Below are 21039 nucleotides of genomic sequence, written 5' to 3'. Positions count from 1 at the left end.
TGCGAGCACACCCCCATCAGATCTTCCGATAGGATTGGCGACGAGTACGAGAGCCCACGCCCGGGAGGCCTCTCATGACCGCTACTGCCAGCGACATGCCGCCCCAGGGCCAGTGGACTTCAGACGATCTCGATCGTGTTCCTGAGGATGGCGTCCGTCGCGAAATCATCGATGGAGTTCTGCACGTGACCCCCTCACCCTCCAGCGTTCACCAAGCCCTTTCCGGCTTGCTGTTTTACGCGCTGTCGCTGTCCTGCCCCGAGCATCTTTTCGTCAGCCAGGCGAACGACGTGATTCTGAGCCCGCAGCGCCGCTACGTACCAGACCTCCTTGTGGTCACCTTTGAGGCGGCGAAGTCGAAGACGGGAAAGTTCACCCCCGATGAGGTGGTACTGGCGGCTGAGATCGTATCGCCCAGCACCAAGAGCATCGACTCACTTACGAAGCCCGCGTTCTACGCCCACGCGGGAATCCCGTTCTACTGGTTGATCGAGACGAACGACGAGCTCACCGTAACTGTCTACGAGCTGGACACAGACGAGAAGATCTACGAGCCGTTGGAAACGTTCGGCGGTGACGACACGATCCGTCTCGACCGCCCCTGGCCGATCGAGATCCCGCTGCGCTCCGTCCGCCCGCGTAACCTCTGACGGCTAAATGATCACCTTGACCACCGTGGTCAGCACGAGCTGACCGAGCGCCACCGGCACGAGGACCAGCCAGCAGAGTCTTTGCAGCTGGTCCTCGCGCAGGCGGGGGTAGCTCACGCGGAACCAGATGATCACGAACGAGACGGCGAAGACCTTGGCCAGGGTCCACAGCCAGCCGAGCTGGTCGGCGAACGGGCCGTGCCAGCCGCCCAGGAACAGCACGGTGGTCAGGGCGGCGATGACGACGATGCCCACGTACTCGGCGAGCAGGAAGAACGCGAACCTCAAGCCCGTGTACTCGGTCATGTAGCCGAAGACCAACTCGGAGTCGGCAATCGGCATGTCGAACGGTGGGCGGCGGATCTCGGCCAGACCGGCGATGAAGAAGACGATCGCGGCCGGGGCCTGCCACAACAGCCACCACGGGCGCCACGCCTCGACGATGCCGGGCAGGCTGAGCGTGCCCGCGGCCATGGCGACACTGGCCGCGGCGAGCACCAGCGGAAGCTCGTACCCCAAGAGCTGAGCGGCCCCGCGCAGGCCGCCGAGCAGGCTGTATTTGTTGGCCGAGGCCCAGGCCGACATCAGGACGGCCAGCACGCCGACGCCGAGCACGGCCAGCACGAAGAACAGGCCGACGTCGAGCGCCTGGGCCACGAGGCCGTTCGGGCCGAGCGGGATGGCCAGCAGAACCAACAGGTACGGGAAGAGAGCGACGATCGGGGCCAGCCGGAAAACCCGCCGGTCGGCCTCACCGGGCGTGACGTCCTCCTTCTGGACGAACTTCACCCCGTCGGCGACGAGCTGTGCCCAGCCGTGGAACGCGCCCGCGTACATCGGACCGAGCCGGCCCTGCATGTGGGCCATGACTTTGTGCTCGGCCTGCCCCACAACCAGCGGCAACACCAGGAACGCCACCACGACGGCGACCACCCGCACGACCAGATCAAGCCAGACCGGCATCAGTCGCCGCCCTCAGCGCGTGGGGCCCCCGACCCGTCCTGCTCTTCCCCTGTCGCGGGGGCCGGACCGGACGGCCTGGTCGGCGGCGGATCGGTCTGCGCCGACGACGGCGGGCCGGCCTGAGCGGGCGCCGACGAATCAGACTGCGTGGGCGGCTGCGTGACCGGCGGCGGATCAGCCTGCGCGGGCGGCGGCGAATCAGCTTGTGCGGGTGGCGATGCCGCGCCGGGCTGCGAGGTGGTCGGCGCGGACGACGGTGAGGTCGAGCGGGGCTGGGCTGTGGCGGGGCGAGGTGTCGCGGGGCGGCGGGGGCGGTCGGTGGCCGCGGCGGGGCGGGGCGGGCGCGCGGGGGCGGGCGGGGCCTGGCCGGCCTTGGGGCCCCACTCGTTGGGGTCGGGGACGCCGGGCGGGCGCATGGGGGCGCGCTTGGCCGTCCCCGCCTCGGACTCGCCGGGCTCCTTGGCGCCGGGCCAGGCTTTGGCCACGCGGGAGGCGAGCACGAACTCCTTGCGCAGCGGGTGTCCCTCGAAGCCGGGCGGCAGCAGCAGCGGACGCAGGTCGGGGTGGCGGGCGAAGGTGATGCCGAACATCTCGTACGTCTCGCGCTCGTGCCAGGCCGCGCCGGGGAACAGCTCGATCACCGACTCGATCACCGGGTTGTCCCGGGGCACGAGCGTGCGCAGCAGCAGAGCGTGCCGCCGGCGCGTGGAATAGAGGTGGGCGACCACCCGGAACCCGTCGTCGAGCTCGTCCACGGCCGACAGCCAGTCGAAGTAGTCGCAGCCGAGGGCGCCGTTGTGCTTGGCCGTCCCCACGGTCTCCCACCATCGGGCGACCGGGACGTCGACCACCGCACGCTCGTGCCCGGCCCCGCCACCCGAGAGGCCGGCGACGATCTCGCCCGGCGGCGCGTCCGGCGAATCGTCCGTCAGCAGCGCCACCAGGCGCTCGCCGACCTCTTCAGGCGTCATGGCCCTCATCCTATGATCCGGCCCACCGCTCGGAGTCCCCGAGAGCCACAGGTTGCCCCGGACCTTGAGGTGTCAGAGGCCGGGGAGGCGGCCGTTGCGGAAGACGTCGACGAAGTCCTGGTGGTCCTCGCGGGCCTGGTCGCCGTAGCGGTGGGCGAAGTCGACCAGGTGTTGCACGAAGCCGGTCTCGTCCTTGTCGATCTCGGCCACGATCGCCTCTTCGGTCGAGAAGTCGACCAGGTCGTGGCTGGACTCGTCGTCGGCCACCGAGTGCATGCGGGCCACGGCCCGGCCCAGGTCGGCGATCACGCCGTGCAGCTCGTCGGGCTCGTTGACGTCGGACCAGTCGAGGTCGGCCGCGTACGGGGAGACCTCCGCGACCAACTGGCCGACACCTTCCAAAGTGGTGTATCCGACCCAGGAATCGGCGTGCGCCTGCAACGCGTGCTGCGATTCGGCCGTGCGGTGGCCCTGGTGCTTGAAGTAGGACCGCACCCGGTCGTCGTCGATCCAGCGGGCGACCGCCGGCACCTGGGCCTGCTTCATGTAGATGACGACGTCGTTCTCGAGGGCCTGGGTGTGCCCCTCGAGCAGCAGGTTGTAGGACGGCAGCCCGGCCGAGCCGATGCCCACACCCTTGCGCAGCTTGATGTCCTTGATGTTGGTCGCGCCCGGACGGGTCGCCGTCGGCAGCGTGTCGAGGTAGCGGTCGAACGCCTCGCGCACCGCCGCGCCGGTGGTCTCGTCGACCTCGAAGACCCCGTCGGCCAGCGTGAACCGGCGCTCGTAGTCGTCGATCGTGGTCTGCGTGTTGAGCAGGTCGATACGGGTGTTGAGCCGCGCCTGCTGGAGTACCCGCCGCAGCACGCCGGCCGCGTTGTCGAGCGTGATCGAACCGATCGCGTCGTCGCCGCCGTGGGCGATGGCCCGCAGCTCGGTCACGTAGGACCGGGCGAACTCGGTGACCAGCTGCGAGATGTCCTCGTCGGAGAGCGCCTTCTGGTAGCCGATCAGCGCCACGCTGGCCGAGAACCGCTTGAGGTCCCACGAGAACGGCCCGACGTACGCCTCGTCGAAGTCGTTCACGTTGAACACGAGCTGACCCGACGAGTTCATGTAGGTGCCGAAGTTCTCGGCGTGCAGGTCGCCGTGGATCCACACCCGGCTGGTGCGCTCGTCGAGGAAGCTCGCATCGGCGTAGGCGTCGGTGAGGTCGGCGTAGAAGAGCGACGCGCTGCCCCGATAGAAGGCGAACGGCGACGCTGCCATCTTGCGGAACTTGCGCCGGAAGGCGGCCGGATCGACGGCGATCAGGTCGCCGAACTCCCTGGTCAGAACGTCGATGATGAAGTCGGCCCGCGACTGATCGCTCATAGTGCGGACACTAGTCCCCACTTGCCACCGGCGGGGCCACCATCGGGGCAGTCAGCGCCGACACATCGCGGCCCGGAGCAGCCGTTCGGCCCGCGCCCAGAGGGTCGGGTCGCGGGACGCCACCCGGCCCCGACTGCTCGGCGGCGATCTTTTCCTGCAGGCGCAGGATGCCGTGCAGCAGCGCCTCGGGCCGCGGCGGGCAGCCCGGCACGTACACGTCGACCGGGATGATCTGGTCGACGCCCTTGGTCACCGAGTAGGAGTCCCAGTAGGGGCCGCCGCAGTTCGCGCAGGACCCGAACGAGATGACGTATTTCGGCTCGGGCATCTGGTCGTAGAGCCGCTTGATGGCCGGGGCCATCTTGTCGGTCACCGTGCCGGACACGACCATCAGGTCGGCCTGGCGCGGGCCGTGCGCGAACGGGATGACCCCCATGCGCATGAAGTCGTGCCGGCTCATGCTCGACGCGATGAACTCGATCGCACAGCAGGCCAGGCCGAAGTTGAACACCCAGAGCGAGTAACGCCGCCCCCAGTTCAGCACGAACTTGATGGGTTCCCCGAGCACTCCTGGCAGACCGGCCACGACGTCAACCTACTCCGCGTCCGCGGAGGGCGTGGCCGCGGAGCGCGGCGCGCGCAGCGGATGCCCGAAGAACGGACTGCCCGAAGCAGGCGCAGCGGTGGCAGATGAAGCGTCGGGGCCGGACGGTGGCGGCTCAGCAATGGAATCACTGGCCGCGGCCGGTGCCGGGCGCTGGAGCAGGCTCAGGAAGCCGGTGAGCAGGGCCTCGCGCAGGGCAGGCGGGGCCACGTTGAGCAGCGAGTTGACCGCGGCCATGCGGGTGAAGTCGCCGGCGCCGAGCCCCAGCCCCTCGGCCAGTCCGCCGATCAGCTCAGGGGTCACCATCTCGGGGGTGAGCGCGGCCGCCGCCTCGAGCAGCGGCGCCGGGAGGTCGGCCGGGCCCGCCGCCCGCGCGGCCGCCACGGCCGCGGCCAGATCGGGGCCGAACTCGGCCGCCGTCGAGGCCACCGACGCGGTCACGGTGAGGTGGATGGTGGCGGGCAGGTCTTCGTACGCCATCTGGGGCTGGGTGTGCCAGCCGCGGGCGGCCAGCTCGTCGGCCAGGACGAAGAGGTCGACACCGTCGGCGGCCAGGCAGACCACGCTGGTCTCGGGTGGGGCGAACAGCCGGACCCCCTCGGTCTCGCGCACCGCCTCGGCCAGGACGGACACGGCCTCGCGGGTGCGGGCGGCGAGCTCGAGATAACCCGCGTCGCCGATGTGGCGCAGGGTGGCCACGGCGGCGGCGATCGGGCCGCCGGAGCGGGTGGACGAGATGACCGGGTTGATCATGGTGTAGCCGGGCCAGCCCGCGTACGCGAAGTACTGCGGCAGCCGCAGCGCCTCGTCGCGGTGGAGCAGGATCGAGACGCCCTTGGCCGCGTACGCGTATTTGTGCAGGTCGACCGAGATGCTGGTGACCCCGGGGACGGCGAGGTCGAAGGGCGGCAGCTCGGCGCCGAGACGGCGCAGGTAGGGCAGCACCCAGCCGCCGAAGCACGCGTCGACGTGGAACCGGACGCCCCGCTCGGCCGCGGCCGCGGCGATCTCGGGAATCGGGTCGACCACGCCGTGGGCGTACGAGGGCGCGGACGCGGCCACCAGCACGGTGTCGGGACCGATGGCCGCGGCCATCGCCACTGGCTCGGCCCGCAGGTCGGCCCCGACCGGCACCACGTCGAGCGCGACCCGCAGATAGTGGGCGGCCTTGGCGAACGCGGCGTGCGCGGTCGACGGGACCACGAGGCGCGGGACGGCGAGATCGGGCCGGGAGTCGCGGGCCGCCTTCACCGCGAGGATCAGCGACTCGGTGCCGCCGCTGGTGACGCTGCCGACCGTGCCCGCGTCGCCGCCGAGAAGCTTGGCCGCGGCCCCGACCAGGGCGTTTTCCATGGCCAGGAGCGACGGGAAGGCCGTCGGGTCGAGGCCGTTGACGTGCGCGGACACGGCGTGGGCGGCCCGGGCCAGATCGTCGAGACCCTCGAGCGCGGGGTCGTAGACGTAGGCGAACAGCCGGCCGCCGTGGGTGGGCAGGTCGGCGGTTCGCAGCCCTCGCAACTCGGCGAGGATCTGGTCACCCGGAACGCCCTCTGCGGGCAGCGCCTCGAACATGGCGAGAACGCTAGCGGACGGCGGTAGCGGCGATAAGGGACTTCGGTCGGTCCCTGACCCCCTACCGAAGAACCGGGCCGGGCGGTACCGATGGCGCTACCGGGAGACGTCCCGGTAGGCGCGTAATAGGACGACCGCGAAGCCGACCAGCAGGGCCGGCAGAACGGTGAAGCCGAGCAGCACGCCGAGCCGCGCGGTGTCGTCCTGGGTGGCGGCCTCGCCCGTCGACGACGAGACGTATCCGAAAATCTGGAGGACCAGTGCGAACAGACCGGGCCCGAGCGCCAGTCCGAGCGTCTCCCCCGCCGTCCACAGCCCGGTGAAGACGCCGGCCTGGCGGCGGCCGGTGCGCTCGGTGTCGTAGGCGATGCAGTCCGGCAGCATCGCCATCGCAAAGACCTGCTGGCCGGCGTAGCCGACGCCGACCACGGCCACCAGCAGATAGACGGCCACGGCGGGCAGCGTCGGCGCGGCCAGCAGCGCGAGGGCGCCGGCCGCGAAGAGCAGTGAGCCGGCGGCCAGCGAGCGGGGCTTGCCGATCCGGCCACCGACCCGGCTCCACAGCGGCATGACCAGCAGGGCCGGCCCGACGAAGGCCGCGAACAGGAAGGTGGCGCCCGACTCGCGTCCGACGACGTGGTCCGCGAAGTACTGAACGCCGGCGAGCATCGTGCCGATGCCGACGGCCTGGATGATCCAGAGGAGCAGCAATGCCCGGAAGGGACCGTTGGCCACCGCGACCCGGATCTGCGTCCGCAGGTCGGGCTCCACCGCCTCGACCGAGCGCGAGTCGGCCGTGCGCGTGCCGAAGTACACGCCGAGGGTGCCCACGACGATGAGCGCCCCGACGAAGATGCCCGACCAGCGGTGGCCGGTCAGCCCGCCACCGGTCTGCTCGACGACGAGCGGGGCGAGCGCGCCCGAGATGAGGATGGCCAGCGCCAGCACGGCCACCCGCCACGTCATCAGGCGCGTGCGCTCGGCGTAGCCGTCGGTCAGCTCGGCCGGCATCGCGACGTACGGCACCTGGAAGAACGCGTACGCGGTGGCGGCGGCGAGGAAGGCGAGGGCGACGTAGGCGCCCGCGCCGGCGCCGCTGCCCACCGGACCAGCGAAGATCGCGGCGAAGAGGACCGCGAGCACCAGGCCGGCGACGAGCAGGAAGGGCCGTCGGTCGCCACGCCGGTCCGAGATCCGGCCCGCGACCGGGTTGACCAGGACGTCCCACGCTTTCGGCAGCAGCACAAGGAGGCCCGCCACGCCAGCCGCCACACCTAACGTATCGGTCAGATAGGGCAGCAGGAGCAATCCCGGCACGGTGCCGAAGGCGCCCGTGACCAGCGAACCCAGCGAATATCCCGCCAAAACACGACGTGGCAGGGCGGCCCCCGCTTGTACGCCGGGAGTGGGATCAGCGGTCGTCATGACCGCGGATGGTAACCATGATCATGGGATGACGCCTACGCTTCGCCAGATGAAAAAGGTTGCGGCCGGGGTCGCGGCCAGCCACCCGGCCACGGCCGGGGCGGGGCTGCGGGTTCTGCGGGACGGGGGCACGGCGGCTGACGCGGCCGTCGCGGCGGTGCTGGCCTGCTGCGCCGCCGAGACGATCTACACCGGACTGGGCGGTGGCGGGTTCGCGACGTACTTCGACGCGGGCACGGGCCGGGTCACCTGTCTCGACTTCTTCGTCTCGGTGCCGGGCACCGACGGTGACCTCGATGCGGGGCCGATGGTCGCCGTCGACGTGTTCTTCGGCGGGATGCCGCAGGTCTACTCGATCGGCGGCGCCAGCGTCGCCGTTCCGGGTGTGCCGGCCGGGTGCGGCGAGGTGCACCGGCGCTGGGGGCGGTTGCCGTGGGCCGAGGTCGTGCAGCCCGCGGTCGAGCTGGCCACCAGCGGTGTCGCGGTGCCCGCGGCGCACGCGCAGACGCTCGACTCGTGCGCGCCGGCGCTGGCCTGGGGTGAGGGCGCTTCGGTCTATACGCCGAACGGGCGTCGGCTCCAGGGCGGCGACCTGCTGTTCCACGATGGACTCGGGCGGGCGATGGCAACCTTGGCCGAGGCCGGGCCGGAGGTCTTCTACACCGGCGAGTTCGCTGCGGTCATGGTTGACGCGGTTCGGGCGACCGGGGGTTGTCTGGGGCCGCGGGATCTGGCCGGGTACCGGGTGCTCGAGACGCCGGTCGACCACGCGATGCTGGCCGGGCACCGGGTGCTCGCGCGGCACGACCTGAACCGCACGGTGGACACGATCGCGGGCCTTCCGGGCGATTTGTCGCGTCCGGGGCGGACCGTCGGAGTGGCCCAGGCTCTGCGTGACCAGGGGCGGCAGAAGATCGGGGACACGACCAATGTGTCGGTCGTGGACTCCGACGGGAACGCCTGTGTGATCACGACGACGCTGGGGCTGGGGTCGGGGGTCTGGCTGCCGGGGCTCGGCATCAACCTCAACTCCATGCTGGGTGAGGGCGAGCTGGTGACCGATGACATGGTTCCGGGGAAGCGGATGTCGTCGAACATGTGCCCGCTCGTGGTGATCTCGCCGGAGGGGGAGCTCGCGGTGGCGGCGGGATCGGCGGGGGCCAGCCGGATCCGGACGGCACTGGTCGACACGTTGCTCGGGGTGCTGGTGGACGGGCTCGAGATGGCCGAGGCGACCGGGCGGCCGCGCTTCCATGTCGTCGATGACACCGTGCATGTCGAGCCGGGTTATCCGCGCGAGGAACTGGCGGCTCTGGCCGCGGCCGGGTGGCAGATCAAGCAGTGGCCGGGGCTCAACCACTACTTCGGCGGGGTCACCGCGGTCGGCCGGGCCGGCGCCGCGGGTGATCCCCGCCGCGACGGCGTCGGCCTGCTCCTCTGACCCGCCGAGCAACGCACGCCACGCCGCCTGAGCACCGCCCCGGGAAAACGGCACGATACCGCTGCACGTGCGGGCAGGACGCGGCTGCGGCGACGCCGCAGGTGGAGGCGAGTCACATCGTGCGGGTGGCGATGGCCTGGGCGTCGTCGGCGGTCTCGCGGATGCCGACCTCGATGTTGGTGGGATGCAGGTCGAAGGTCTGCTCGGTGCGCGCGCTGTCCAGGTGGAACGGGCCGTAGAACTGGTAGTCCATCTCGGCCAGCTCCCGCGACATCGGGTGCACCAGCCCGGCCGTCCGCATCACGAAGCGCGGCAGCTTATTGATCTTCACCCGAGGCCGGCCGACCAGCGCACAGTAGCGGTCGGCCAACGTGCGAATGCTGATCGCCGGTGCGGTCGGTGTGTGCCAGGCCTTGCCCCACGCGCGCTCGTCGTGCGACAGCGCGACCATCGTCCGCGCCTGGTCCCCCGTGTAGGTGAAGCTGTGCGGCTGGTCCGGGTCACCCGGCGCCCACGCGGCCCGCCCGGCGTTGATCGCGGGCAGCAGCACCGACGAGAAGACGCCCACCGCGCCCGCCCCGATGTAGTCGGACCCGCGCACCTCGACCGTGCGCACGCCGCTGGCCAGCGCGTCCTGCCACATCTTGATCCGCACCCGGCCCTTGCGGCCGACCGCGGCCAGCGCGGTGTCCTCGGTCATGTGGCCGCCGGGCTGCGGGCCGTAGCCGTACAGGTTCCCGGTGATCACGTAGACCGCGCCGGCCGCTTTGGTCGCCGCGATCATGGCGTCGTTCATAGGGAACCAGAGCCTCTCCCACTCGGTGTACTTGGGGTTGGCGCAGTTGTAGAGCGTCACCGCGTCCTGCGTCAGCTCGGTCAGGCGGCGGGCGTCGGCCGCGTCGGCCGCGACCCGCTCGATCAGCGGGTGGGTCGGGCCACCACCGCTGCGGGTGACCATGCGGACCCGCTCGCCGCGCTCGGCGAGGAGGCGGGCGACGGTGGAACCGATCGGGCCGGAGCCGACGACGACATGGTTCGACATAGCTGTTCTCCTTTGTGAGCACCGCTCTCTGTTGAGAACAACGATTACACGCGCACGCCCAAAAAGCAAGAGCAGTGCTCTCGTTATGGCACACTGGTCGCATGAGCGCTTCCGGAGTGCGGGCCCGCGTGCGGGCCGAGATGACCGAAGAGATCAAGGCTGTGGCCCGCCGCCACCTCGCCACCGACGGGGCCAACCTGTCGCTGCGTGCGGTCGCCCGGGACCTGGGCATGGCTTCGTCGGCCGTCTACCGGTACTTCGCGAGCCGCGACGAACTGCTGACCGCGCTGATCATCGACGCCTACAACTCACTCGGTGCGGCGGCGGAGGCGGCCGCCGGCCAGACCGCCACGAGCCCGCCCGACGATCCGGCCGACGGCCGGACCGGGCTCGAGCGTTTCCTCGCCGCGACCCACGCCGCCCGGGACTGGGCCCTGGCCGATCCGCACCAGTGGGCCCTGATCTACGGCAGCCCGGTGCCCGGCTACGAGGCGCCGCAGGACACGATCGGCCCGGCCACGCGGGTGGTTCTGCTGATCGCGGCCGTCGTGCGGGACGCGTACGGGAGGGGTGAGATCGAGGAGCGGGAGCCGATCACCGGGCGGTACGCCGAGGAGCTGGCCGCCGTCGGCGAGAGGTTCACGCCGGGCGCGCCGCCCCGGCTGGTCGGAACAGCGCTGTCGGCCTACATCCACCTGAGCGGTGCGATCAGCGCGGAGCTGTTCGGCCAGCTCAAAGCCTCGGTCGAAGAGGATCGACGCGGCTACTTCGAATTCCAGATGCGCGGCGCCGCCCACCTCATCGGCCTGAAATGACCGCCCGCAGCACGTGCCCGCCCGGCGTGTCGACGGGAACGTCGGGGCGGTCGAAGAAGGTGGCCGCCAACTGGGACGGGCCCAGGTCCTCGATCTCCGTGAAGCCCGATCCGGCCAGCTGAGCGGCGATCTCGTCCGGCTCGAAGTACGTCAGCCAGGGCTCGCCCAGTTCGGCCACCCGAGCGGCCCGCGCCTCGAGCGCCTCCCGCCGCGAGGCCTCCATCAACGAGGGCGCCTGCGCGTAGTCGAAGACGACCTCGTTACCGGGTCGCGAGGCGACCACTCGGAGCGTCGTGCTGAAGCCCTCGATCGTCAGGTAGGGCACCACGCCCAGCCACATGAAGAAGGCCGGTCCGTCCGGTTCGAGGCGGTCGGCCAGCGCTTCCCGCTCGAAGTCGACGCCCAGGTAGGTCAGCGACGACGGCGCCTCGATGCCCGACTCGCCGAGCCGCGCCCGCTTCCACGCCTGCGTGTCGGGGTGGTCGACCTCGGTCACGCGCAGGCCGGGGTGCGGGTTGCGGTAGGCGAAGGTGTCCAGGCCCGCGCCGAGGACGACCAGGTGGCGTACGCCCCGGGCCACCGCCGCGGCCAGCGCGTCCTCCGCGAAGCGGTGCCGGGCGGCGATGAACACGCGCATCGCCCGGCGGGGCGCGTCCGCGAGCAACTGCTCCTCGGGCAGCCCCAGGATGCGTACGGCCAGGTGGTCGTTGAAGATCTTGCCGTTCTCCACGACCTGGTGGGCCGCGCGATAGCGGGCCGCACTCATCGCCGTACGGCTGGGCTCGCCGGACTTCATGCGGGCTGCCACGAGGCGAGGGCCATGTCCACGTGCTCCCCCTTCAGCGGAACGCCCTCGGACAGTAATCGCTGCCGGGCCTCCTGCTCGTGCCCGGGTGGCATCCGGCCGGCGCTGGTGACGACCCGGTGCCACGGCACGCCGCCGCCGTGCCGGGCCATGATCGCCCCGATCAGGCGCGACGAGTTGCGACCCGAGCGCTCGGCCAGGGCGTCGGCCACCGCGCCGTACGACATCACCCGGCCCTCGGGGATCCGCTCGACGAGGGAAAGCACCTGTTCGACGTACTCCTGCGGTGTCACGCGGGCCACGATATGGGATCTCGGGCCGGGTCGGCCGGTGTGGCCGAGCACAATTGGCCGGTGCGTGAACTGGTGACCGATGCGCGACGGATCGTGGTCAAGGTGGGTTCCTCCTCGCTGACCACGGCCGCCGGCGGAATCGACGAGCAGCGGGTCGACAGTCTGGTCGATGTGCTGGGCGGGCTCGCCGCGGGCGGGCGCGAGGTGGTGCTGGTGTCCAGCGGTGCGATCGCCGCCGGCCTGGCCCCGCTGCACCTGCCGCGCCGGCCGCGCGACCTGGCCACCCAGCAGGCGGCGGCCTCGGTCGGGCAGGGGCTGCTCATCGGGCGGTACGCGGCGGGCCTGGCCCGGCACGGCCTGACCGTCGGCCAGGTGCTGCTCACGGTCGACGACGTGACCCGCCGCACGCATTACCGCAACGCGTATCGCACTCTGCGCAAACTGCTCGACCTGGGCGCGCTGCCGATCGTCAACGAGAACGACACGGTGGCCACCGAAGAGATCCGCTTCGGCGACAACGACCGCCTGGCCGCCCTGGTCGCCGCGCTGGTGCAGGCCGACCTGCTCGTGCTGCTGTCCGACGTCGACGCCCTCTACACCGGCAGCCCGGCCGACCCGTCGTCCCGCAAGATCTCGTACGTGGGAAACGACTCGGACCTCGAGGGCATCAACATCGCCACGCCCAGCAGGTCCAAGGTCGGCACCGGTGGCATGGTCACCAAGGTCGAGGCGGCCCGCATAGCGACCGGTTTCGGCATCCCGGTCGTTCTCACCGCCGCTCCCCTGGCCGGGGCCGCGCTGGCCGGCGACGACGTGGGGACGCTGTTCCAACCGGCCGACCGCCGGCCCACGGCCCGGCTCTTCTGGCTCGCGCACGCGACGGCGCCGCGGGGCCGGCTGCATCTCGACCCGGGCGCGGTGACCGCCGTCGTCGCGCGCCGAAAATCGCTGCTACCAGCGGGAATCACCGCGGTCGACGGCTCGTTCGCGGCCGGCGACGCGGTCGACCTGGTCGACATCTCGGGCGCGCCGGTGGCCCGCGGCCTGGTCAACTACGACGCCGTCGAGTTGCCGGCGCTGCTGGGACGCTCCACCCCCGAGTTGGCCGCCGCACTGGGCCCGGGATATGAACGTGAGGTAGTTCACCGCGACGACCTCGTCCTCCTTTAAACCCAAAACCTTCCAGGGGTACGCCATGACGACCGTCCTGCAGCAGGCCGCCGACGCACGCGTGGCCGCCATCGACCTCGCCGCCGCCACCCGATCCGAGAAAGACAAGGCGCTGCTGCTGATGGCCGACCGCCTGGTCGAGCGCTCGGCCGACATCGTCACGGCCAACGAGGTCGACGTGACCAACGGGCGCTCCGGCGGCCTGTCCGAGGCGATGATCGACCGGCTCACGCTCACCCCGGCCCGGGTCGAGGCGATGGCCGAGGGGCTGCGGGAACTGGCCGCGCTGCCCGACCCGGTGGGTGACGTGGTGCGCGGCTCGACCCTGGCCAACGGGCTCGAGCTGCGGCAGGTGCGGGTGCCGTTCGGCGTGGTCGGCATCATCTACGAGGGCCGGCCCAACGTGACCGCCGACGCCGCCGGCATCTGCCTCAAGTCGGGCAACGCGGTGCTGCTGCGCGGCTCGGGCTCGGCGCTCAGCTCGAACGCGGCGATCGTCTCGGTGCTGCGCAAGGCGGTGGCCGACAGCGGGCTGCCGGCCGACACCATCCAGTTGCTCGACGCGACCAGCCGCGACTCGGTCAAGGAGCTCATGCGGGCCCGCGGCCTGGTCGACGTGCTGATCCCGCGGGGCGGGGCGTCGCTGATCAAGACGGTGGTCGAGGAGTCGACCGTGCCGGTGATCGAGACCGGTGTCGGCAACTGTCACGTCTATGTGGACGAAGCGGCCGACCTCGAGAAGGCGCTGGCGGTCGCGGTCAACTCCAAGACCCAGCGTCTGTCCACTTGCAACACGGCCGAGTCGCTGCTGGTGCACGCGGAGATCGCCGACCGGTTCCTGCCGCTGGTGCTGCCCGAGCTGATCGAGGCCGGCGTCACGGTGCACGGCGATCCGCGGGTGGCGGCGTACGACCCGGCGGTCGTACCGGCCACCGAGGCCGACTGGGGCACGGAGTATCTGTCGGCCGACCTCGCGGTGGCCATCGTCGACTCGCTCGACGACGCGGTCGACCACATCCGCCGTTACGGCAGCGGTCACACCGAGGCCATCGTCAGCGAATCGGTGACCGCGACCCGGCGCTTCACGGCCCGGGTCGACGCGGCCGCGGTGATGATCAACGCCTCGACCCGTTTCACCGACGGCGGCGAGTTCGGCTTCGGGGCCGAGATCGGCATCAGCACCCAGAAGCTGCACGCCCGTGGCCCGATGGGCCTGCCCGAACTCACCTCGACCAAGTACGTCGTGACGGGCAACGGCCACATCCGGCGCTGAGGAGACGGCGCTAACGGCAGGCGCGCAGCACGGTCAGCGTCGTGTTCACGTCGAAGATCGGGCCCTCGGCGCTGTCCCAGCCCCCGTCGGTGCGCTGGGTCTCGCCGAGGCGCTTGCGGGCGCTCTGCAGCAGCCAGTCGTCGCCCAGGTTGACCCGGCGCAGGGCGGCGGCCATCGAGGCGACGTCGGCCGGCGCCATGTCGGGCAGCCGGTCGCCGAGCACGAGCTGCACCCGCGCCGACTCGTAGAAGTACTGCTGGCCGTAGAGCAGACCGGCCGCGTGCCAGCCGGCGGCCAGGAAGGACGGCCACGTGCCGTCGGGCCGGATCTGGTGCACGACCCAGGTGGCGGCGGCGCCGAGCGTACGCCCGTGGCGGGCCGGCACGTCGAAGTTGGGATGCGCCTCGTACTCGGCCAGCGTCATCCAGAACCCGGCGACGGTGGTCAGATAGAGGGTGGCCTCGGGGTCGCCGGGCATCGCCCAGGCCGGCGCCTCGGCCGCCAGTTCCTCGGCCTCTTGCCAGGTGCCGTCGGCCCGTTGCACGGTGGCCAGCCAGCTCAGCGCCCGGTCGACCGGCTCGCCGTGCAATCCGCCGAGGTCGTCGAGCTCGTTGAGGCGGAAGCAGGTGGCGTCGATCGAGCTCACGGCCCCGTCGGTCGAGGCGGGCCAGCCGCCGGACTCGGTCTGCCCCTCGACGATGCGGTCGAGCACGTGGGGATCCGGCCGCTGACCGGTGCGCAGGTAGGAGAGACGGGCCCGCTCGACCGGGTCGCCGTGCGCGACGACGTAACCGATCGCAGCGTCGATATCTACCACTCCGGTGACGCTACAACCCGTACCTGTATTTCGCTGCGCCGTCTTGCCGTCACTCTGGGAATTCACGCTTGTGATTTCCCAGAGTGACGGATTAATCACACAATCAGTACGACGGCTGGGACGGGTCGATCGTGTTGACCCACGAGACGATGCCGCCCTGGACGTGCACGGCGTCCTTGAAGCCGGCCGCCTTGAGGGCCGCCAGCGCCTCGGCCGAGCGCACGCCCGACTTGCAGTGGAGCACGATCTGACGGTCTTGCGGGAAGCGCGACAGCGCCTCGCCCGAAAGGATCTCGCCCTTGGGGATCAGGGTCGCGCCCGGGATCCGGTTGATCTCCCACTCGGCCGGCTCGCGGACGTCGACCAGGAAGAGGTCCTTGCCGGAATCCTGCCAGTCCTTCAGCTCGCGGGCCGTGATGGTCGCGTCGAGCGTGGCCTCCTCGGCCTCGGGCGACACCGCGCCGCAGAAGTCCTCGTAGTCCTCGAGCAGGTCGGTGACGGTCGGGTTGTCCCCGCAGAGCGCGCAGTTCGGGTCTTTCCGCACCTTGATCTTGCGGTATTCCATCTCGAGGGCGTCGTAGACCATCAGACGGCCCACCAGCGGCTCACCGATGCCGGTCAGCAGCTTGATCGCCTCGTTGACCTGGATCGAGCCGATCGACGCGCACAGCACGCCCAGGACGCCACCCTCGGCGCAGCTGGGCACCATGCCGGGCGGCGGGGGCTCGGGGTAGAGGCAGCGGTAGCAGGGCCCGTGCTCTTCCCAGAAGACGGAAGCCTGGCCGTCGAAGCGGTAGATCGAACCCCAGACGTACGGCTTGCCGAGCAGCACGGCGGCGTCGTTGACCATGTAGCGCGTCGCGAAGTTGTCGGTGCCGTCGACGATCAGGTCGTACTGGCTGAAGATCTCTTTGACGTTGTCGACGTCGAGCGCGGTGTTGTGGATGACCACGTTCACGAGCGGGTTGACCTCGGCGATGCTGGCCGCGGCGGACTCGGCCTTGGGCCGGTCGATGTCGGAGACGCCGTGGATGATCTGGCGCTGGAGGTTGGACTCGTCGACGGTGTCGAAGTCGACGATGCCCAGCGTGCCCACGCCGGCGGCGGCGAGATAGAGCAGCGCCGGCGAACCGAGGCCGCCCGCGCCGACGACCAGGACCTTCGAGTTCTTCAGCCGCTTCTGGCCGTCCATCCCGACATCCGGGATGATCAGGTGCCGCGAGTAGCGACGGATCTCATCGACGGTCAGCTCTGCGGCCGGCTCGACGAGCGGGGGCAGTGCCACGTTAACTCCCCGGGTTGACGGTAAGGATCGGTCACCATTGTCACTCGCGACGGCCGTGATCGACCATGACGTTACCCATAGGCCCGACATGCGGGACACGGGAATTTTCCGAGCCGTTCACACTGCACCGGCTAGAGCCGGGGGCCGGTCAGCGCCTTCCCCTTCAGGCGCGGCCACGCGTACGGCTGACATCCGCGCAGCGTGAGAGTCTGCTGCACCATCACCGGGGCCGGACTGCCGGCCCGCGGGCACCCCTCGTGACGATGCCCCAGCTCGTGGCCGACCTCGTGGTTGACCACATATTGCCGATAGATCGAGAGGGGAACCTTCCGGCTCACGAACGTGGGCGCCGACAGCCGCCACCGGTCGAGGTTGATGATCGCCCGGCCCGTGGTGCGGCACGACGTGTAGGGGCGCCCGCCGACCCGGATGTTGGTGCCGCCCTGCAGGCACATCCGCCCGGCCGTATCCCGCGTGGCGAGATACACCGTGAAGTCGGCCGGGTCGGCGCCGCCCACCTTCTGCAGGCGCAGCTGCCCGCCCCCGGTCCAGCTGCGCGGGTCGCCGAGCGTGGCCGCGACCTGCTCGGCGAAGTCGGCCGGGTTCTCGTTGCTGCCCTTCTCGACGGCCACCCGGAAGCGCCGCAACTGGCCCTTACCGCCCACCACGGGGCCGCGGCCGGCGGCGTACGCGAATTGGCCGGAACCGCGCGTGGGCACCGCACCCGGCAGTTGCAGCACAGGCTGGGTTTTCGACGGCGAAGCCGAAGGCGACGGTGGCGCACTCGAAACCGGCGGCGAACTCGGAACCGGCGCTGCGCTCGGGACCGGCGCTGCGCTCGGCGGGACCGCCAGGAAGGCCGGATCCTGCTCGATGCGCCGGCCGACGGCGAATCCGGCGCCGACGACGATCACCAACGCGAACGCGGCCAGCCACCACTTGCGCCACCGATCCCGGCGGGGCGGCGGGCGCAGAGCGGGCGGCGCGAGGGCTTCGTCGATCATCGCCGCCAGCGTCGCACACCGGCCTGAACGGTGTCCGCCCTAGATGGATCTTGTGAGATCCGAATCGCGCCGTTCCCCGGCGTGTCCCGCGAGTCGTGTCGTTCCTGGGGCCGCTCATCCCCCCACGGGGGAACGGATGTCGTCCAGCAGGCCGACCACCGCCCGGGCCACCACCCGGGGGACCTCCATCTGGGCGACATGGCCGACGCCGGGCAGCATCAGCAGACGCGAGTCCGGGATCGCCCGGGCCACCTGGAGCGGCACCCGCGCGTCGACCAGCCGGTCGTTGAGCCCGCCGACCACCAGCGTCGGCGCCTCGACCCGGGCCGCCAGCCGCCACTGCGAGTTCGCCCCCGGCAGATAGGCCCGCAGAAAGCTGGAGACCAGCCCGCGCAGGGTGCCGAGATAGGCCTTCGGGTAGTGCTCAACCGTGTAGCGCAGGCGGATCTCTTCCATCGCCTCGGCGCGGCGCTGCGGGGTCACCTTGCGGGTGTCACCGAAACAGGCGGCCAGCACCTGCTCGGCCATCTCTTCGGCGGTCAGGCGCGAGAACGCCCACCCGAGCACGCGGTCGGCCCGGGGCAGCGCCAGCAGGGGCAAGGCCCGGGCCTGAGCCGTACGCCGGGGGTCGAGGAACGGCATGGCCGGGGAGATCAACGTCAGCGTACGCACGAGGTCGGGCCGCAGACCGGCCACGCGCACGGCGATCGAGCCCCCGAGCGAGTTGCCGACCAGGTGGACCGGTCCCCGCCCGTCGTGCTCCAGATAGCTGATCAGCGTGCCTGCGAACGAGCCGATCGAATAGCGGGGGCTCGGGTCGCTGTAGCCGAAGCCGGGCAGGTCGACCGCCCGCGCGTCGAACCGGTCGGCCAGCAGGCCCGCGAAATCGGTGAAGTTCTGCGACGACCCGCCCAGCCCGTGCACATAGACGGCCGGCTCGGCCTCGGGCCGGGTGGCCGGGGTGTCACGGACGTGGAGCATCGCTCCGCCGATGGTGACCCGTCGCGCGGGCCAGGGATCCGGTGCTTCGCCCTCGGGCAGCAGTGCGCTGTCGGGGGCCAGGTTGGCGCCTCTCATCGAGACAAGAGTGCCTCAAGCCGGCGGTTGACCGCGGCCAGAGTGGCCCGGACCATGGCATGCCGGTCGTCGCTGGTGACCACGGCCGAGCCCGCCAGCTGCTCGACCCAGCCGCCGCAGGACAGCAACAGCACGACCACGGCGACCTGGGCCGCGCCGAACGGGACGGCGGCCGCATGCTCGACGAAGCAGCGGGCCGGGCCGTCGGGGTGGTCGGACTCGGCCAGCAGCTCGTCGACGGCGCCGGCCGTGGCCATCGCGCACAGGCGCAGCAGGTAGCCGTCGACCGCGGGGCCGCTGGCCACCCCGGACGCGGTGCGGGCGCCGACGGTGAGCCGGACCTCGACCGTGGCGTCCGAGCCGAACGTGTTGACGTGCACGTTCTCGATGACGATGCGCGGGCCGGGGTGCTCGCCGGGATAGAGCGGGCGCGGCGGGCCGTACTCGGAGCCGGTGGGGACGACCTCGGCCGCCTCCTCGACCTCGGGGACGAGCCGGGCCGCGGCGGCGTGGCGGTCGCGGGCCTCGCGTTCGCGCTTCTCCCGCTCTCGCGTCTCCCGTTCCCGGTCGCGCGTCCGGGTCTCGAGCTCGCGGGCCTCGCGCTCCCGGGTCTCACCGGCTTCGCGTTCGCGCTTCTCCCGCTCCGCTGTCTCGCGCTCGGCCTGCTCGCGCTCGGCCTGCTCGCGGGCCTTCTGTTCGCGGGCCGCCTGCTCGCGGGCTTCACGCTCGCGAGCCGCGGTCTCTTCCGACCGGTCCGTCCCGAGCTGATCAGTCCGGTCCGGGCCGGAGGCAGGCTCGGTCCGGTCGTCAGCGGGGCTGCGCTCCTGGGTCCGGCCGAAATCGGGCCGGTCCGGGGCGGGGGCGTAGAGGTCGGCGAGCGACGACCGTACGGGCGGCGCCGAGACCGGCGCGGGCCCGGCCGACCGGCTGCGGGGCACCAGAGCTGACGGGGACACCGGCGCGGCCGCGGGCGGGGCCTCGCCGGGCATCGCGGCGTCGAGGCCCATGCGGTCCTGCAGCAGGCGGGCCACCCGGCGGCTCACCTCGGCCGGGTCGGCGCCCTCGGCGAGATCCAGCCGCAGGCTGTGCGCGCCGGTCGGGGTCTGGCGCAGCGACGCGTCGCGCACTCCCTCGACCTCGCGCACCGCGGCCAGGATCGCCTGCACGTCGAAACCTTCCTGCCTTTCCTGGACCGGCAGCACGTCGCCGCGGCGCAGGTGGGTGGCGATGCGGGCGAGCGCGGGGGTCTCCGCGGTGGCTTCCACCAGCGAGGGCTCGGGGACGCCCTTGGGAATGTCGGGCTGGGCCGGGACGCGCTGGGGCAGGACGCCCTGGCTCGGTTCCTCGGGCGGTTCGAAGCCCGGGTAGGGCGGGGCCGGCTCGAACGGCTTGGGCTCGTAGGGCCGGGGGGCGTCGAAGCTCTTGGGCGACTCGTAGGGCGCCGGGGGCTCGTACGACAGGCGGCGGGGAAAGCTCGACGGGTCGTACGCCGGCCGGGCCGGGCCGGGCTCGTCGGAGGCCACCCGCGGGACGCCCTGGATCGGGGTGCCGCCGCTCAGCGCGTGACGGGGCGGCTCGGTCGTGGTGTGCTCGGCCGTGCCCCAGTCGGCTCGACGGCCGCCGCCGGGCGTGGCCGGGCGCACCAGCGGGACGGCGGCGCGCTGCTGGACGACCGGGCTCGGGGGCTCGGGCGCGGCGTCGTCGAGGTCGCCCTCGTACGGGTAGGGCGGGGCGCTGCTGGGCGTCGGGACGTCGTAGGCGCGCATCGGGGCGGGCCGGGCCGGCGGGATGTTCCCACTGACCAGGCCGGGCGTCACGGTGCCACTGCCCAGGCCGGGCTCGCGCCGGGCGCCGGTGGTCAGGCCGGGCTCACGGCGATCGCCTGTGGTCAGGCCGGGCTCACGGCGATCGCCTGTGGTCAGGCCGGGCTCACGACGGTCGCCCGTGGTCAGGCCGGGCTCGCGACGGTCGCCCGTGGTCAGGCCGGGCTCGCGACGGTCGCCCGTGGTCAGGCCGGGCTCGCGCGGGGTGGATGGCGACGAGACCGGGGCGGCGGGTGTGGGGGCCGGCTCGGACGGCGGGCGGCGCTGTTCCCCCGGCCGGGGGTGCGGGCTCAGCAACTCGGAGAAGCGGGACCTGTCCCACCGCGAACCGCCCGGCGCGGACTCCCCGGACGGGGGAATTTCGCCGCTTTTCTGGGCGTCGACAAAACCGGGCGGGGCCGGAGCCGGGGACGGCGCCGGAATGCTCGAGCTCGGCAACGCCGACACCGGCACGGCCGAGGAGGGAAATGCCGGATTACGCGGGAAAGAGCGTGCCTCAGCAGCCGGACGACGCCAGGCCGGCACCTCGGCCTCGGGGTCGACCGTGGACCCGGTGAAGGACCAGGGACTGTCGGGAGTCGCCCAGCCGTTCACCCGAGCGCGCTCACGCGAATCGGCGCCGTTGCCGCTGTCTG

Annotated in this window: 17 protein-coding genes and 2 pseudogenes; 5 read left to right on the top strand and 14 right to left on the bottom strand. The window is 71.7% G+C overall.

Features of this window, described 5'->3' with window-relative positions; all coding sequences use genetic code 11:
- Window positions 1-74: 74 nt before the first annotated feature.
- Complete coding sequence (locus M1L60_RS34225; protein ID WP_253241711.1) at window positions 75-650, top strand: Uma2 family endonuclease; 576 nt, start codon at window positions 75-77, stop codon at window positions 648-650.
- Window positions 651-653: 3 nt separating this feature from the next.
- On the opposite strand, the gene M1L60_RS34220 is transcribed toward M1L60_RS34225, so the two are convergent.
- The 6 genes and pseudogenes from M1L60_RS34220 to M1L60_RS34195 all read right to left on the bottom strand — a co-directional run bounded on the left by M1L60_RS34220 (window position 654) and on the right by M1L60_RS34195 (window position 7559).
- Window positions 654-1613: a complex I subunit 1/NuoH family protein gene (locus tag M1L60_RS34220; protein WP_253241710.1), complete on the bottom strand. Its 960-nt coding sequence runs from the start codon at window positions 1611-1613 to the stop codon at window positions 654-656.
- A gap of 269 nt (window positions 1614-1882) precedes the next feature.
- A pseudogene (locus tag M1L60_RS48045) lies at window positions 1883-2584 on the bottom strand (NADH-quinone oxidoreductase subunit C); the annotation flags it as partial.
- A gap of 72 nt (window positions 2585-2656) precedes the next feature.
- Entirely contained in the window at window positions 2657-3958 is a 1302-nt protein-coding gene (locus M1L60_RS34210) for a DUF2252 domain-containing protein (RefSeq protein WP_253241708.1), read from the bottom strand.
- 10 nt (window positions 3959-3968) lie between these two features.
- The gene (locus M1L60_RS34205; protein WP_308208580.1) at window positions 3969-4544 is read right to left on the bottom strand and encodes an NADH-quinone oxidoreductase subunit B; all 576 of its coding nucleotides are present in this window, start codon (window positions 4542-4544) and stop codon (window positions 3969-3971) included.
- A gap of 165 nt (window positions 4545-4709) precedes the next feature.
- A pseudogene (locus M1L60_RS34200) lies at window positions 4710-6134 on the bottom strand (pyridoxal phosphate-dependent decarboxylase family protein); the annotation flags it as partial.
- Between the two features lie 96 nt (window positions 6135-6230).
- Window positions 6231-7559, bottom strand: a complete 1329-nt coding sequence (locus M1L60_RS34195) for an MFS transporter (protein ID WP_253241707.1) — start codon at window positions 7557-7559, stop codon at window positions 6231-6233.
- Between the two features lie 49 nt (window positions 7560-7608).
- Here M1L60_RS34195 and M1L60_RS34190 point away from each other — a divergent pair, with 49 nt between their 5' ends.
- Window positions 7609-9000, top strand: a complete 1392-nt coding sequence (locus M1L60_RS34190; RefSeq protein WP_253241706.1) for a gamma-glutamyltransferase — start codon at window positions 7609-7611, stop codon at window positions 8998-9000.
- 112 nt (window positions 9001-9112) lie between these two features.
- Here the strand turns inward: M1L60_RS34190 and M1L60_RS34185 are convergent, their stop codons facing one another.
- Window positions 9113-10042 carry an NAD-dependent epimerase/dehydratase family protein gene (locus M1L60_RS34185; protein ID WP_253241705.1) on the bottom strand — a complete coding sequence of 310 codons (930 nt, stop codon included), beginning with the start codon at window positions 10040-10042 and terminating at the stop codon, window positions 9113-9115.
- 101 nt (window positions 10043-10143) lie between these two features.
- Here M1L60_RS34185 and M1L60_RS34180 point away from each other — a divergent pair, with 101 nt between their 5' ends.
- Complete coding sequence (locus tag M1L60_RS34180) at window positions 10144-10857, top strand: TetR/AcrR family transcriptional regulator (protein ID WP_253241704.1); 714 nt, start codon at window positions 10144-10146, stop codon at window positions 10855-10857.
- Here the strand turns inward: M1L60_RS34180 and M1L60_RS34175 are convergent.
- Window positions 10841-11653, bottom strand: a complete 813-nt coding sequence (locus M1L60_RS34175; protein WP_253241703.1) for a class I SAM-dependent methyltransferase — start codon at window positions 11651-11653, stop codon at window positions 10841-10843. The genes M1L60_RS34180 and M1L60_RS34175 overlap by 17 nt on opposite strands.
- Complete coding sequence (locus M1L60_RS34170) at window positions 11650-11955, bottom strand: MGMT family protein (protein ID WP_253241702.1); 306 nt, start codon at window positions 11953-11955, stop codon at window positions 11650-11652. The genes M1L60_RS34175 and M1L60_RS34170 overlap by 4 nt, the downstream gene beginning before the upstream one ends.
- Window positions 11956-12015: 60 nt before the next feature.
- Between M1L60_RS34170 and proB the strand changes: the two genes are divergently transcribed.
- Complete coding sequence (proB, locus tag M1L60_RS34165; RefSeq protein WP_253241701.1) at window positions 12016-13125, top strand: glutamate 5-kinase; 1110 nt, start codon at window positions 12016-12018, stop codon at window positions 13123-13125.
- A 25-nt stretch (window positions 13126-13150) separates the two neighbouring features.
- Window positions 13151-14398 carry a glutamate-5-semialdehyde dehydrogenase gene (locus tag M1L60_RS34160; protein WP_253241700.1) on the top strand — a complete coding sequence of 416 codons (1248 nt, stop codon included), beginning with the start codon at window positions 13151-13153 and terminating at the stop codon, window positions 14396-14398.
- 10 nt (window positions 14399-14408) lie between these two features.
- Here the strand turns inward: M1L60_RS34160 and M1L60_RS34155 are convergent, their stop codons facing one another.
- The 5 genes from M1L60_RS34155 to M1L60_RS34135 all read right to left on the bottom strand — a co-directional run bounded on the left by M1L60_RS34155 (window position 14409) and on the right by M1L60_RS34135 (window position 20998).
- The gene (locus M1L60_RS34155; RefSeq protein WP_253241699.1) at window positions 14409-15215 is read right to left on the bottom strand and encodes a prenyltransferase/squalene oxidase repeat-containing protein; all 807 of its coding nucleotides are present in this window, start codon (window positions 15213-15215) and stop codon (window positions 14409-14411) included.
- A gap of 103 nt (window positions 15216-15318) precedes the next feature.
- Window positions 15319-16500 (bottom strand): adenylyltransferase/sulfurtransferase MoeZ, encoded by a 1182-nt coding sequence (gene moeZ / locus M1L60_RS34150; RefSeq protein WP_253241698.1) that lies wholly within the window; start codon window positions 16498-16500, stop codon window positions 15319-15321.
- 131 nt (window positions 16501-16631) lie between these two features.
- Window positions 16632-17504 carry a DUF3152 domain-containing protein gene (locus M1L60_RS34145; protein ID WP_253241697.1) on the bottom strand — a complete coding sequence of 291 codons (873 nt, stop codon included), beginning with the start codon at window positions 17502-17504 and terminating at the stop codon, window positions 16632-16634.
- 114 nt (window positions 17505-17618) lie between these two features.
- Window positions 17619-18581: an alpha/beta hydrolase gene (locus M1L60_RS34140; protein ID WP_253241696.1), complete on the bottom strand. Its 963-nt coding sequence runs from the start codon at window positions 18579-18581 to the stop codon at window positions 17619-17621.
- Window positions 18578-20998 (bottom strand): hypothetical protein, encoded by a 2421-nt coding sequence (locus tag M1L60_RS34135; RefSeq protein ID WP_253241695.1) that lies wholly within the window; start codon window positions 20996-20998, stop codon window positions 18578-18580. Before M1L60_RS34135 ends, M1L60_RS34140 begins: the two co-directional genes overlap by 4 nt.
- Between the last annotated feature and the right edge of the window lie 41 nt (window positions 20999-21039).

The sequence above is a fragment of the Paractinoplanes aksuensis genome (assembly GCF_024137025.1).
GTDB classification, from domain to species: domain Bacteria; phylum Actinomycetota; class Actinomycetes; order Mycobacteriales; family Micromonosporaceae; genus Actinoplanes; species Actinoplanes aksuensis.
The sequence above is the reverse complement of the archived record's forward strand: the minus strand, read 5'-3'. Positions and strand labels throughout refer to the sequence as shown.

Bases quoted from the DNA above. Each gene is read 5' to 3' on its own strand.
- M1L60_RS34145 (WP_253241697.1), bottom strand. From the start codon at position 17,504: ATGATCGACGAAGCCCTCGCGCCGCCCGCTCTGCGCCCGCCGCCCCGC.
- M1L60_RS34160 (WP_253241700.1), top strand. From the start codon at position 13,151: ATGACGACCGTCCTGCAGCAGGCCGCCGACGCACGCGTGGCCGCCATC.
- M1L60_RS34210 (WP_253241708.1), bottom strand. From the start codon at position 3,958: ATGAGCGATCAGTCGCGGGCCGACTTCATCATCGACGTTCTGACCAGG.
- M1L60_RS34220 (WP_253241710.1), bottom strand. From the start codon at position 1,613: ATGCCGGTCTGGCTTGATCTGGTCGTGCGGGTGGTCGCCGTCGTGGTG.
- M1L60_RS34140 (WP_253241696.1), bottom strand. From the start codon at position 18,581: ATGAGAGGCGCCAACCTGGCCCCCGACAGCGCACTGCTGCCCGAGGGC.
- M1L60_RS34180 (WP_253241704.1), top strand. From the start codon at position 10,144: ATGAGCGCTTCCGGAGTGCGGGCCCGCGTGCGGGCCGAGATGACCGAA.
- M1L60_RS34225 (WP_253241711.1), top strand. From the start codon at position 75: ATGACCGCTACTGCCAGCGACATGCCGCCCCAGGGCCAGTGGACTTCA.
- M1L60_RS34195 (WP_253241707.1), bottom strand. From the start codon at position 7,559: ATGACGACCGCTGATCCCACTCCCGGCGTACAAGCGGGGGCCGCCCTG.
- M1L60_RS34175 (WP_253241703.1), bottom strand. From the start codon at position 11,653: ATGAAGTCCGGCGAGCCCAGCCGTACGGCGATGAGTGCGGCCCGCTAT.
- M1L60_RS34190 (WP_253241706.1), top strand. From the start codon at position 7,609: ATGAAAAAGGTTGCGGCCGGGGTCGCGGCCAGCCACCCGGCCACGGCC.
- M1L60_RS34185 (WP_253241705.1), bottom strand. From the start codon at position 10,042: ATGTCGAACCATGTCGTCGTCGGCTCCGGCCCGATCGGTTCCACCGTC.